This window comes from Microcoleus sp. S36b_A4 (assembly GCF_036700645.1).
Lineage (GTDB): Bacteria > Cyanobacteriota > Cyanobacteriia > Cyanobacteriales > Microcoleaceae > Microcoleus.
The window spans coordinates 1-13,630 of the sequence record NZ_JAUBPI010000024.1 but is presented as its reverse complement, the minus strand read 5'-3'; the positions used below and the strand labels follow the sequence as shown (position 1 = coordinate 13,630).

The following is a 13,630-nucleotide window of genomic DNA, read 5'->3' as shown; positions in this document are numbered from 1 at the left end:
TTGAGAACCGCTATATCTGAATTGGTAATGATAAATTTACTGCAAAACTGGCTATTTTCCACGGTGATATTCTGAAACTTGTCCCATCGTCTGAATTCTGGGACAAATTTATGGGTTGTTCTAATAAATCGACAGGCTGACTAATCGCCAAACCCAAATCGCTCTTTAATTCCAACTTCGCCTCTTTACCGTGACACTCGTAACACCGCAAAATCCAAACATTAGAATCATCTTCCGATTGTTTGAAAGCCATCAACACTAAATTTTCGGCGGACCAATCCAAGAACTTCCTCACTGCGGGTAAACTCTTGTTTCGATTTTCTCCCGACTTGGGCAACACCTTTACTAGCAGTGGTAAATTTAACTCGTACCCCTGTCGAACAGTACCTGCATCTTGCCAATTTCCGCTGTGGGGATAGACGGCATAAGTAAATTCGGAAACTCCTACATCTGCTTGTTCATCCGGCCAAGTCGAACCCCGAAGCAATGTCAGTCGAATTTGATTTGGTTGAAGGTCGCAACCGTATTTGCAATCATTGAGCAAACTCACTCCGAAACCGTCATTGCTGATATCAGTCCAGCGCAAAATCGGCACTTCCCATTTAGCTTTTTCGGCGGGTGTTTGCGGCTTGGTTGTGCGATCGATCGCACCTGCGGGAATTTCGCAAGTGGCAAAATCTGCTTCTACATTTAACCCAAAGGCTGTTTTTACTAAAACGTGAGTTTCTTGCCAATCTACCACTGTCTTGATTTTCAACAGCGGCGAACCTACTTCTACTATATAATCTTGGCAAAACTCCGATTTACCAATTTGTCGGACTACGCGCAAACTCTGCCTTATTTCTCCCTGCTCTACCCAAGCAATCTCTTTGAGTGTCGGCGCGGGTAATTGATGTTTTTGATAATTTGGGTCGATGTTCCAAGCATCCCAATATTGACCGCTGTCTTGAAATGCTTGCAGTTGATTGCCGCCTGCTGCATTCAAGACTTCTCGGTTATTTACTTTATCCCAAATGCTGGATAAATCCCCAGTTTTGTCATCTACTGTTGCCTGAATAAATTCATTTTCTAATACCATTTGTGCGGCTGCAAAAGGCGTTTCTTGACTAACTGTGTTTTTTTGTGCTATACCGTATGTAAGTTTTGATAACTCTGTCTTTTTTTCGGTTTCTGGACTCGCGGACGCATTATCCACAGTTGGAGCGTCTTCGCGACACAGCCAAAACACCTGGTAGCCAACGGCGGGGATATTATTTGCCCAAAATAACAGTGTAGAGTGCGATTGCGGTCGATCGCCCCTGACAATCTGCGACACCAATCGCCGTCGGGAAAAATCGTAAATTTGCCAAGCTGAATCAGCGGAATCGGGAAGCGGTACGGCGACAACCTCAGAGCGATCCCAATTGAGAGTATTGAAAATTAAAATCGGTTGAGCGTCGGGCTGCGGAGGGGAGGGGAGAGAAATTTGAGCCGAGATTGCATCCAAAGATTTTAACAGGATTTCGCGACAAGTGCGATCGACCTCAGCAAAGGCTAGATTAGCATCCGCATAGACTTGGGCGATCGCAGAACCGGGCAAAATATCGTGAAATTGGTTAAACAAAATTTGTTTCCAAGCTGATTCTAACTCAGATTTCGGATAAACCGCACCAGTACAAATAGTGGCCAGCGAAGACAACAACTCCGCTTGGTAGAGCAATTCTTCGCAGCGGCGGTTTTGGCGTTTTTGGTCTGCGCGAGTCGTGTAGCAACCCCGGTGGAATTCTAAATAAAGTTCGTCTTTCCAAACGGGAAGAGTTTTGAGTTGTGAGATGAAAGGATTTCCATCCTTCATTGCCGACAAGTTAGACAATTCTCGCGCCTGCAAATTCTCCTGATTGTCTGATTCTGGAACATCACTTTCTGCCCTAGTTGTCGTAACTTCAGGCAAAAACTGACTCTCAATCAAAGACAAATAATCAACCGCTTTCGCAAACTCCAACCTCGGAAAAAAAGGCGACATTTTCCAGCGTTTCGCCACCTCCAACATATCACGAGTCGGGCCACCGCCGTGGTCGCCAACCCCAGGCAACCAAAGAGCATCTTGCAAATTAGTTTTAGCTTGCCAGTCAAAAGCATAACTTGCCATTTTCACAGATTCTATGCCTTCACCAATTGGAGGAGACATCATACTAAATATTTTAGTACCGTCCAACCCTTCCCACCAAAACGCACCGTGGGGAAATTCCGTTGTATCGTTCCACCGCAACTTTTGCGTCACAAAATAATCAACTCCACCTTGCCGCAAAATCTGAGGTAATTGCCACCCAAAACCGAAAGTATCCGGTAGCCAAGCTACCCGCATCAATTCCCCAAATTTTTCTTTTGCATAAAGCTGTCCGTAAAAAACTTGCCTCACCATTGATTCAGCGGAAATCAAGTTTAAATCCGGTTCTACCCACATCCCCCCGACAACTTCCCAGCAACCCGCCGCCACCTGTTTTTTAATCGCAGCAAATAAGTCCGGCTGATGCTCTTCCATCCAAGCATAAAGTGCCGGAGTAGAATGAGAGAAAATCAAATCGGGAAACTCCGATTGCAATTTCAATACCGACTCAAAAGTTCGCTTTGCCGCTTCCCAAGTTTCCGAGACAGGCCACAGCCAAGCTAAGTCTAAATGAGCGTGACCGACCAAATAGATTTTACCTGTATATATAGATGTCAGTTCACCAATTTCTCCTATATATATAGATGTAGCATTGCTATTTTCTCCAACCTCCGAAACTTCCTCTCTTCTTCCTCCCTCTGTGGTCTCTGCGGCCTCTGCGGTTCCCTCATCTAAATCCCCAGAAAAAGATGTCAGAGCACCACTTTCTCCTATATATATAGATGTAGCATTGCTATTTTCTCCAACCTCAAAAACCTCATCCCTTCTTCCCTCTGCGCCCTCTGCGCCCTCTGCGGTTCCCTCATCTAAATCCCCCAAAAAAGCCTGCAGATATCCCAATAAATTGTGCCGCAAAACCGACAGCGATCGATCGAACTTTTCGCGATCGCCCACAGCCGACCAATCAATCAAACCAAGCGCCAAATCAATCTCTGATTTCAGCGTTTCCCCCTTGACAAACATAGGGCGATTTGCTATTGTTTCAGTGGAGAGGTATTGGGAATTTACATTTTCTAAATTTCGACTTAGCGAATTTTGCAAAATCTCTAATTCGGCAGCCACAAAACCCGGATCAAAACAAGAAGAGTCCGCAGCTTCGTACAGACAAATCGATCGCACTAAAGCACCGTTATCGTGACCCGGACTTACCAACCGCAAAATAACTAAAAACTCATCTCCGGGATTGGCCGACGCACTCAACAAAACTCGATCGGCAAAATCAAATAAATCTCCCTCTCCGACTAACTCGCCGTTGACAAAAATTTGAGCATCTTCCGCCCACCAAGTCAAGCCCAGTAGCAATCGCAAACCAAGCACAGGATAGCCGTGCAAATTGTCAGGAATTACAAATTGCTGACCCAAATACAAAACTTGCTTCCCCGACGGCCAAGCAATATGTCCTTTGCCGTTAAGTTCGGCAATCGGCTTGTTACAAATATTTACTGAAGAGACAGCAGAGTCCGAATCGCAGTACCTCCAACCAGACTGAACCTCCACTTGGCTGAGGAGGCGCAACTTCTCGACAGTGGCAGAAATATTGTTGCTAGCAGGTGACACAGAAGCGCTCATATTTCGCTAAAATAGGAATTGTGTATTAATCAAAAATCGGATTGAACCGCCCCGACGCAAAGGACGCGAAGAAATAAAGGTTTCAGAGGGTTTGAAGCTGCGATTAAGATCTCGCTTTGATTTTACAGCAATATTCAGCAATTCCGGCGCGAATCAAAAATCTGAATTCAAGAATAAAACTTATGTCCAACGGTTACTACGGCCCCTACCAAAGCCGACTATTAAATTTTATATCGAAACAGTCCCGCCAAGTCGCTGACAATTGTGATCGAACTTGGCGTCAAATTAAAGAAACAACTCTCACCGCCACCCAAATTCTGCTTTATCCAGCTTATTTGCTGGTGCAAAGTTCCCGATTGCTGGGCCGACAGTTGCGGGAATCAAGTCAAAAAGTAGATTTACCGGAACTGCAAGAATTTGGCGGCGACGAAAACCCCGATTTGCGACAAAATTGGTATCAGGGGGAAACTTCCGACGAAAGTTCGATCGCCGAAATTTTACACCTAGCCGAAAATTTACTAAACTCGTCGCAAACTGCGAAAACTTTAGCCAGCTTCCCGCTGTTAATAAATCAGGGAAATGCTGTTAACGATTTACCTCCGGCCATCAATTTTAGCGGACAAACCGCCAATTATCAAACCACTTCCGTCTTAGAACACCCCCTTGCTAAAACTCAATTAAAACCGCAACCGAAAGTTGAAGGAATTGCCAGTTTTATCCCAGCCCGCACTTTAGTATTGGTCGGAAAAGAAAATCAGATATTAGATATTTTGACGCCCGAACAGCAGGAAATGCTCGAAGGTCGCATAACTTGGGAAGTAGCAAACTGCGGGCCCGAACAACGGGAAATTACCCAAAAAGAATTAAAATTTAATCTTGGTTTGGAGTCGGCTGCCAAAAAAGCGCAGTTGCCGCCGATGCGTCGTTTTTGGGAATTGATAGCATGGCTTCAGACGAGTCCGGTTGCTCTGAAAAGAAATCAGTTTGGAGAATCAATCCTCGCAGTTAAAAAATCGATCGACCGCAATGCCATCCTAGTCCAAAAAGCCCGCGCGCAGATTGAAGCAAAAACCGTACAGCAGTCAATTGCGGCATCGAATTCGATCGACCACAATACCCCAAAACTAGAAACTAATTTTAACAGCAAGTTCGATCGACCCCCTACTCCTCTCTCCTTTGTTACATTACTCGATCGCGCCGCCGTCAACCTCGAAGAATTTACCCTCCCCCCCTCGGTAAAAACAACCCCCGCACCCACAGAAAACCCCGGAGTCAAAATTGGCACATCGGGCAACGAAACTAATTTAGATTTGTCCGCCCGCGACATCCTCGAAAAATACGCTCGAAACATCGAACAAGTGATTTGGTCGTCAGTAGACCACCTCCTGGGCAAAGAAACGGCAGCGAGTGATAATACGGAGAAATCCGTCGCCATTCAGTATTATTTGAAACAGCGACAAGAACAAGAAAACACGCAAATAAGCCCAGAGGTCGATCGACCGTGGCTGAATTGGCAAGACTTATTTGGGGAACCAGCACCGCAGCATTTAATAGAGGAAAGTTCTGCGCCCCTAATATCACAAAGCAGTCCAAAAGTCAAGCAAAAAATTGCAGAATTAGGAGAATTGTCAGAAGGTCGATCGACCGCAGTCTCAATATCCCCGTACCCCGAAGCACTTCACCGCCTGCTGGGGCAGCTAAAACAGAGCTTGCTGACAAAAAGCCCAACAAGTCAACCCCAAACAGCATCTGATTTATCTGATTTAGCAGTTACTCAAAAAAATAGCTCTGCACTCGCAGCAGAATCAACCCCAGGGCGTGCACAGGAAACCCAAGTGCCAAAAAACACAAACCCGAACACCCGACAAAACAACCACTCTCCAGCAATCACCGCCCAAACTAGCAGATACACCGCCGCAACCCCCGCCACAGCAGAAGCCAAAAATCCCAGCGCAGGCGTCCCAGCAGAAGACGACTACTTAGAAACAAAAGCAGAATCGATGGGATACATTAAGCACCCCCTAGAACAAGTGCTCGAATGGCTCGATCGAGTTATGCTGCGGCTAGAAAACATCGCCGAGCAACTATGGAATTGGGCAAAAATCAACTTGCCCAAAATCCTCAAAAGCAAAGATAAAATTGACTAATCTTTAGCTTATGATAAAAAAGTTGCCGCAACAGCAGCAAATCAGCTCAGTATTATGCCATCTTTGGAGACTCCCACAGTGCTAACCCTCAAAATCGTAGTTAATGTAGTTGTCCTATTTTTTGTTTCCCTGTTTGTATTTGGATTTTTGTCCAATGACCCAGCCCGGAACCCCAACCGCAGAGACATGGAATAAACAAGTTATCTCGCCCGCAGAGTAGGGGCGCGCCACCGCAGCCCCTGCAACAGCCGACAAACCCGCGAAAATTAGTCGGACAAAACTTGACCTCGCACCGCCAGCGAGGTTATCTTGTGGCGAAAGCAACTTCTGAAAGCAGCCCTATTCCGGCGCGCCAAAGCCACGGGGAATTTTAGATATCAGATTAATGTTTAAACAGTTGCCTTCTAGATGCAAAATTTTCAATAATTTGCACCCTATAAAATCTAAAATCTAAAATCTAAAATCTAAAATCGGATGACTTACCTGTTGTAACTATGCCCTATCCGGTACCGCCGCCAGAACCCCCTGGCATCATCTACATCGCAAAACCAAAAAAAGTCGCCCTCACTGTCGCGGCCGGCGATGGAGACACCCTCCGCAACCCCACAGAAATACCGGAACCAAGCCCAGATATCGTTCAGCCAGAACCCACACCGGCCCCAGAAGAACCCGCAGCCCCACTCCGGGGCACCACCCCAGCCACCGACCAGCTTCCAGAAATCGCCGACCCCTTAGCTGCAGTGGAAAGCGGCGAGGCAGTGGTGGGATTTCAGCGTCAGGCCCCTGTGAGAGAACCCGAAACTGCGGAAACTCCGAAAGATTCCTCGTTTACGGCTTACCCATTGGGTTCGGTAGAAAATGCCGTTGCCATTCGCAATCGAAAACGAACCGCAGAGGCCCAGAAACAACAGGAGGGGAATGTTGTCCGAAAGCAGGAAAGTTGGTATCAGGCCCAAGGCCGGCAGTTAGAAGATAACTCTCCCGAACCTGCTGAAATTCCCGTTCCAGAACCCGCGCTAGAACCAGCACCAAGCGGGCAACAGCAGTTCGACATTCCCACACCAGGAACTGCCCCCGCACCCAGAACACCCCCTGCGCCGACACCGAAACCTAAACCAGCCGCGCCGGGAGTCCGCACCGCGCCTTCTCAGCGGACGGTTCCTTTTCCGGTCACTCCGGCCGATACTATCGAAGTTAAGGCCGACAGCCAAGAATTCGACGACCAGCAGCAAATTGTCACGGCGGTTGGTAATGTCGTTGTGCGATTCCGGCAAACTGTGATTGATGCCGATCGGGCGATCATCAACTTAGTCACCCGCCAAGTGGTAGCATCCGGCAATGTCGCCTATACCCGCGGCCAACAAGTAGTGCGCGGTCAGCGGATGGAGTTCAATCTCGGCCTCAACAGCGGCGCAGTCGAACAAGCCAGGGGCGAAATATTCCTGCCCGCAGCAGGTAGCGAATTGACTCCCACACTGCCGACAGATATCAGTGCCGGGACGATTCTTGAACAGCCTCTGAGTGATCGAATTACCAGCCAGCAGCCCCTGCGCGGAGTCAAATCCCCCGGCGCTGCTACAGTGACTATCGGCGGAGGCGGACAGCTAGCAGCCCCCCAAGTGGTCGGTGCCGTCAACCGCATCCGCTTTGAAGCAGAACGCATCGAACTCCTGCCAGACGGCGCGAGGGTAGCAACCAACATTCGGCTTACTAACGACCCGTTTTCCCCGCCGGAATTTGAATACAGGGCCCGGACGGCGACGATTAGAAGGATTTCGCCCACGGCAGAGGAATTAGTCACAACTAAACCCCGCTTGGTGTTCGACAACCGCGTGAAAATACCCGTGTATCCCCGCAGGCAAGTGTTTGACAGCCGGCAGCAAAACGGCCCGTGTTTGACCTTTGGCTACGACGGGGGGGACAGAGGCGGTTTGTATGCCGAGTGCGGTTTTGAGGTGTTGCAAAACGGGCCGGTGCGGCTGACCCTGACGCCCCAAATTTACCTCCAGCGGCTCGTGGCAGAGAACGGCGGTAATCCATTTTCTCCCGACAGCTACGGGCTGAAAGCGAGGTTACGCGCTAGTCTCGGCCCGCGCACCAGCCTGGACGGATCGGCAATATTTCTGAGTTTTGAAGATTTCCCCAATTTGCCGGAAGACAGCTTTCGGGGGAATTTGCGCCTGCGGCAGTTGATCGGCACTCACACTCTGGCAGCAGAATACAGTTATCGCGATCGACTGTTTAACGGTTCTCTGGGCTATCAAACCGTGCAGAGCAGTCTCGGCGCAGTCCTGACTTCCCCAGTCATCCCACTCGGAGGCACGGGCATCAATCTCAGCTACCAAGCTGGGTATCAATTTATCAATGCTGACACCGATCGAGCAGACTTGCTCGAACCAGTGCGGGAAAACAACCGCGTCGATCTGGGGCGTTCCCAGCTCAGCTTTGCCTTGAGTCGCGGTTTCAACCTGTGGGAGGGCGAACCGCTACCCCGCACTCCTACCCAGGGTTTGAGGTATACGCGGACGCCGGTGGTTCCTTTCTTGCAACTGGCCTTGGGACTCCGGGGGGTTGGAACTTATTACAGCAGTGGCGACAGACAAAATTCGCTCGCCGGCAGCGTCGGCATTCAAGGGCAGTTCGGCCATTTCTCCCGCCCTTTCCTCGATTACACTGGGTTTAACGTGACTTATACCCAGGTGGGACGGGACGGTATATCGCCGTTTTTATTCGATCGCTTAGTAGATTTGAGAGTCCTGTCTTTTGGACTTGTCCAGCAAGTTTACGGAGGCTTTCGAGTTGGATTTCAAAGTGCTATTAATTTAGAAAGCGGGGAAACAATCAGTACGAATTACACTTTAGAATACAGTCGCCGCAGCTACGCAATCATTTTGCGTTTTAATCCTGAGCGTCAAGTCGGCAGCCTGACTTTTAGAGTTAGCGACTTCAACTGGAATGGGACTCCCGAACCTTTTTCCGGGGACGCGCGAACTGTAGAAGGAGGGGTGCGTTTATCCGATTAATTCAATTTGCTAATTGGGCATTGGTCATTGGGAATTTGGAACCAACAGTCAACAGTCAACAGATAACAGTCAACAGATAACAGTCAACAGATAACAGTCAACAAATGACAGAAGTGACCGCAATATCTGCACAAGCAGCGGCTCTGCTGGTTCACTACGGTTTTGACCTAGGTGGCAAAAAAGCCGAGAAATTGGCGGGTGAATGGCTGACCAAGTATCCCGGCTATTGGCTGCGTTTAGCAGTGGTTGAAGCGCTTTACCAAGGCCGCTACAAGGCTGTTTCTGTGGGACAGCTATTGAGTATGTGGCATCGGATAGGTCAACCTCTCTATCATTTCAATCGCGAGTTTGAACGCTTGGTATGCAATAATTTTCCTCAAAATTTAACCGGGGAAAATGCTGCTCAACTACCACAGGAAGATATACTTTTATCGGACCCGGAATCCAAAGTAACTGCCGCAGAGTTACATTTGCTTGGGATATCAGAGGCGCAACTTGATGTGGCGCTTCATGCAGAAGTCCCAAACACAGAGGCAGAGGAAACAGGAAAATTGCCCGCAGCCGACGATCGCACAAAAGAAAATACAGAATTTGTTGTATATGAAGATGTGGCTGTTACCGCCCTCGCCGATCGAGCCGAAGCCGAGCAAAAATTAGCGGACAAACCTGTGGCAAAATCATTCCCAGTTGTCAAACACACTGATTTTCATACCAAGTTAAAAGCGATTGCCAAAGAAGGCCGAAGAAAGAAGGGAGAAAACAGAAATAGAGTGTAAACTTTGCGTACTAGATAGTTATTTTTCACTTTTCGCTTGGGGCAGTTACTCCCATCCGAATTTCCGAACAAAAAGAAGCTTGTTCCGTACCGTTAGCTTGTTTAACAAAGCTAGTCCGTAGCCGCAAATTGGGCATGAGATACCACAGCCTTTCTTCGGCATGGAGGGTGTCTGATTCTGTAATCAATGTCAGCACGTCCTCGCCCATCACGTAGCGACTATTACCCTTGTCTTGCAACACTTTACCTTCGCTTGGATTGTCGGGATTTGGTACGATCGCTAGTATTGTAGAACCGATTTGTTTAGCTTTGTCGCGATCGGGAATACCGTCCCAACTAATCCGAACGCTGGTTAGCCCAGTTGAAGCCGGGTTAATCGAGTGTTGTTGGCAAAGTTTGACGACTGCTGCATCGCTAGCTGTCAGTAGTTCTATTTTGAGGTCGGATTTACCGGCCTGCAATTCCCCAGAATTGAGATTGTGTACGGTACGCTGAGAAAACCATTTGCCTGCACTTAACTCGAAAAACTCGATAACATCCATGAAATTTGTCTCTAAAGTCAATACTGCTTTATTTGCGATCGTGACTTGCGCGCTATGGAGTCAGAAACCCGGTTTCTTCCTACGTACCTAGCGGTCAAACCAATGATTTTGTCTAGAAACCTGGTTTAAGAGTGCAAGTCCTTTTCTATATTTTAGAGGAAGGGGGCGCACCTGCAAAGCTTTCTGAGAGCTTTGGGTGAAACAGATTGCAGATGCCGCCCTGGTACGAAACCCAACCAGGGGGGACATCTGCCTCGCTGATGCGGCCGACTTGACAGAAAATTAGAGCATCCGCCATCATATTTCGTTATAAAAGGTCTTTTTCGCACTTTAAATAGGATTACGATACCTGAAATTTTTTAGCTTTGACCGAAAGCATCCAGGATACAAGCCCCCGGATTCATCCGTCCAGAAATAAAAAACTTGTCTCCGAGAAACTTGCCCCCCGAATTTATCCGTGGGGCCAACTCTAAAATCTAAAATCTAAAATCTAAAATCTAAAATCTAAAATCGATTGACAGTGCTGATCGATCGACCATCATCGCCCAAACACCAGCTATGTTAAGAAAAGCAACGATATATGTGAGCTTTTGTCAATTGATCGGTAAATTGGGCGTTGCTGAGTTTAATTATATTAGCGACGATTTATTGTAATCGCACTGCTTGAAAATTCTCAAAGCAGACTCCGACTAAAAAACAAGCAATTCATCGAACCATCACCAAACCAAGGACAGCAAGCCCGTAGCACATAGCATTCAAATATGTCATGCTAAGTCAAGAGAAAAGATTCTCGATCGGCTTTTCGGTAGGGTACAGCTAGCGATCGCATACATTTAAAAAACACATCCGTAAATTTATGACCGAGTTTAAACAAGGGCTGGATAAAATGGAGCCCGCAGAACAGACGCACTACCTGGAAATCCTGCCAAGTCAGCTAGCAGCGAATTCAGACTGCGAAAAATTATACAGCTTACTAACAGATTACAACTTTATTAAAGCCAAGCTGTCAGCATCGGGAGTACAGGCGCTCATAGAAGATTACGATTTAGCAACAAGTCCCGATATTATCTCAGAGAAAAAAGCCGACCAACTCAAATTAATCCAAGAAGCAATTCGGTTGTCTGCCCACATTCTAGCCACAGATAAAAGCCAACTAGCCACCCAACTAATAGCCCGCTTGATGCGCTTTGAAAGTCCAGAAATTCAAGCAATGCTAGCACAGGCACAACACCAAACAACCCCCTGGATGCGACCGCTAACGCCCAGCTTTACCCCTCCTGGCGGGAGATTGTTGCGTACCCTCACCGGACATACAGACTGGGTACAAGCTGTAGCAATCACCGCCGACGGCAAGCGGGCAATTTCTGCCTCCTCTGACCACAATCTCAAAATTTGGCACTTAGAAACAGGAGAAGAACTTGCCACCCTCAAAGGTCATCTTACCTACGTCAATGCTGTAGCTGTCACCCCCGACGGCACTAAAGTAATTTCCGGTTCTTGGGACAATACAATTAAAATTTGGGATTTAGAAACAGGGACAGAAATATTTACCTTTGCAGGCGATACTTTTGCCGTAGAAGCAGTAGCAGTAACTCCTGACGGCAAGCGAGTAATTTCAGGTTCTTGGGATGGCAGTATTAAAGTTTGGGATTTGACAAGCAGAGAAGTAATTTTTAACTTCAAAGGTCACAGCAGTTTTGTCCAGTCCGTAGCCGTAACTCATGATAGCAAACGGTTGATTTCCGGGTCGGGAGACAACAGCATGAAAGTCTGGAACCTAGAAACTGGAAAAGAAGTTTTTACTCTCACGGGTCATGAAGACTGGGTAAAAAGTGTAGCAGTTACTCCCGACGGCGAACTCATAATTTCCGGCAGTTACGACGGAACAGTTCAAGTCTGGAGTTTGTCAGAAAGAAAGCAACTTTTCACTTTAGGAAAACACAGCAGTTTCGTTCAAGCTGTGGCAGTCAGTCCCGACGGCAAACGGGTCATTTCGGCTTCCGGTGATAAAACGCTGAAAGTTTGGAATCTGGAAACAAAAGAAGAACTTTTCACTTTTACCAATCACATCGCCCCAGTGAATGCTGTGGCTGTTACCCCCGACGGCAAGCGGATAGTTTCTGGTTCCTCTGACAAAACTCTCAAAGTTTGGCACTTAGAAAGAGGCAAAGAAAATTTATCATTTGCAGGTCACGATGACTGGGTAAATGCTGTAGCAGTGACGGCGGACGGTACGAAAGCGATTTCCGGTTCAGGAGACAACAGCATTAAAGTCTGGAATCTCAAAAACGGACAGGAAATTTTTACTATTTCTGGACACCAAGATTGGGTAAAAGCGATCGCAATAACACCGGATAGCAAGCAAATAGTTTCGGGTTCCGGCGACAAAACTGTGAAAGTTTGGAGTCTAGAAACCGGAAAAGAAATCTTTACTTTCACTGGTCATACAGACTGGGTAAATTCTGTGGCAGTGACTGCGGACGGAACGATGGCGATTTCCGGTTCGGGAGACAAAACTATTAAAGTTTGGAGTTTAGAAACAGGAGAGGAACTTTTTACTTTTTCAGGTCATGAGGACGGGATAAAAGCTGTGGCAGTTACTCCCGACAGCAAGCGGGTTATTTCGGCTTCCGGCGACCAAACTCTGAAAATTTGGAGTTTGGGAAAAGAAAAGAATATTTTGGCAAATTTATGGAATTTAGCCGTCAAAAATCTACTTTTCACTCTCAAAGGTCATGAGAGTTTTGTGAATGCTGTGGCAGTTACGGCGGATGGCAAATGGGCGATTTCTGGCGGGCGGGAACACAATTTGAAAGTTTGGGATTTGTCAAGTAGAAAAGAAGTTTTTACTTTGGTAGGTCATGCTGATGCGGTAACATCTGTGGCGACTATGGGAACAAAGGCAATTTCTGTTTCGGACGATAATACTCTCAAAGTTTGGGATTTGTTAAGTCGAGAAGTAATTGCTAGTTTCAGGGGAGATAGTGCTTTGAAAGCTTGCGCTATTGCACCTGATGGGGTGACAATCGTAGTGGCGGAAGCTTCGGGACAGGTGCATTTTTTGAGGTTAGAAGAGGGGAAATAGTCATTAGTCATTAGTCATTAGTCATTAGTTATTATGCCGATCGCACTTTTGCTAAAATTTAAAAGTGCGATCGCCCTTTGCCCCAATCAAGTCTACAATTATTCCGCGTCAATACCCATCGATCGCAGTCTTTCCGCAGGGTAAGCTCATCTAATTTGGTATAAATTGTACTTGACAAAAAAAACAAAATACACAGGGATCCCCCTCGTCATTAACGGTTCTATAATGCCTCAAAGCTAAGTCATCAAGGTAAGGAAAAGTTTATGGGTATGAGTAAAGGATTCGCTCACTCCAAGCCAGCGGAAAAATCCTCTGCGCTCAACAAGCCAAAACCTATCTCTAT

General features: G+C 47.1%; 7 protein-coding genes. 5 read left to right on the top strand and 2 right to left on the bottom strand.

The genetic code is table 11. The annotated features are described in order from the left end of the window. Positions 1-10: 10 nt before the first annotated feature. Positions 11-3,715, bottom strand: coding sequence for an alpha-mannosidase (locus QUA03_RS10080; RefSeq protein WP_333211725.1), 3,705 nt, complete (start codon positions 3,713-3,715; stop codon positions 11-13). 182 nt (positions 3,716-3,897) lie between these two features. On the opposite strand from QUA03_RS10080, the gene QUA03_RS10075 reads away from it, so the two are divergent. From QUA03_RS10075 to QUA03_RS10060, 4 genes are all read left to right on the top strand, one after another. Further along, positions 3,898-5,862, top strand: a complete 1,965-nt coding sequence (locus QUA03_RS10075; RefSeq protein ID WP_333211723.1) for a hypothetical protein — start codon at positions 3,898-3,900, stop codon at positions 5,860-5,862. Positions 5,863-5,940: 78 nt separating this feature from the next. After that, positions 5,941-6,057 (top strand): photosystem II reaction center protein I, encoded by a 117-nt coding sequence (locus QUA03_RS10070; RefSeq protein ID WP_106151135.1) that lies wholly within the window; start codon positions 5,941-5,943, stop codon positions 6,055-6,057. A 299-nt stretch (positions 6,058-6,356) separates the two neighbouring features. Continuing rightward, complete coding sequence (locus QUA03_RS10065) at positions 6,357-8,885, top strand: DUF3769 domain-containing protein (protein ID WP_333211721.1); 2,529 nt, start codon at positions 6,357-6,359, stop codon at positions 8,883-8,885. Between the two features lie 104 nt (positions 8,886-8,989). Beyond that, positions 8,990-9,661, top strand: a complete 672-nt coding sequence (locus QUA03_RS10060) for a hypothetical protein (RefSeq protein ID WP_333211719.1) — start codon at positions 8,990-8,992, stop codon at positions 9,659-9,661. A 25-nt stretch (positions 9,662-9,686) separates the two neighbouring features. On the opposite strand, the gene QUA03_RS10055 is transcribed toward QUA03_RS10060, so the two are convergent. After that, positions 9,687-10,202 carry a phycobiliprotein lyase gene (locus QUA03_RS10055; RefSeq protein WP_333211718.1) on the bottom strand — a complete coding sequence of 172 codons (516 nt, stop codon included), beginning with the start codon at positions 10,200-10,202 and terminating at the stop codon, positions 9,687-9,689. Between the two features lie 844 nt (positions 10,203-11,046). On the opposite strand from QUA03_RS10055, the gene QUA03_RS10050 reads away from it, so the two are divergent. Further along, positions 11,047-13,287 (top strand): hypothetical protein, encoded by a 2,241-nt coding sequence (locus QUA03_RS10050; RefSeq protein WP_333211810.1) that lies wholly within the window; start codon positions 11,047-11,049, stop codon positions 13,285-13,287. The last annotated feature ends 343 nt before the right edge of the window (positions 13,288-13,630 follow it).

Excerpts from the sequence above, each read along its gene's own strand:
- QUA03_RS10080 (WP_333211725.1), bottom strand. The coding sequence starts at position 3,715 with ATGAGCGCTTCTGTGTCACCTGCTAGCAACAATATTTCTGCCACTGTC.
- QUA03_RS10075 (WP_333211723.1), top strand. The coding sequence starts at position 3,898 with ATGTCCAACGGTTACTACGGCCCCTACCAAAGCCGACTATTAAATTTT.
- QUA03_RS10065 (WP_333211721.1), top strand. The coding sequence starts at position 6,357 with ATGCCCTATCCGGTACCGCCGCCAGAACCCCCTGGCATCATCTACATC.
- QUA03_RS10060 (WP_333211719.1), top strand. The coding sequence starts at position 8,990 with ATGACAGAAGTGACCGCAATATCTGCACAAGCAGCGGCTCTGCTGGTT.
- QUA03_RS10055 (WP_333211718.1), bottom strand. The coding sequence starts at position 10,202 with ATGGATGTTATCGAGTTTTTCGAGTTAAGTGCAGGCAAATGGTTTTCT.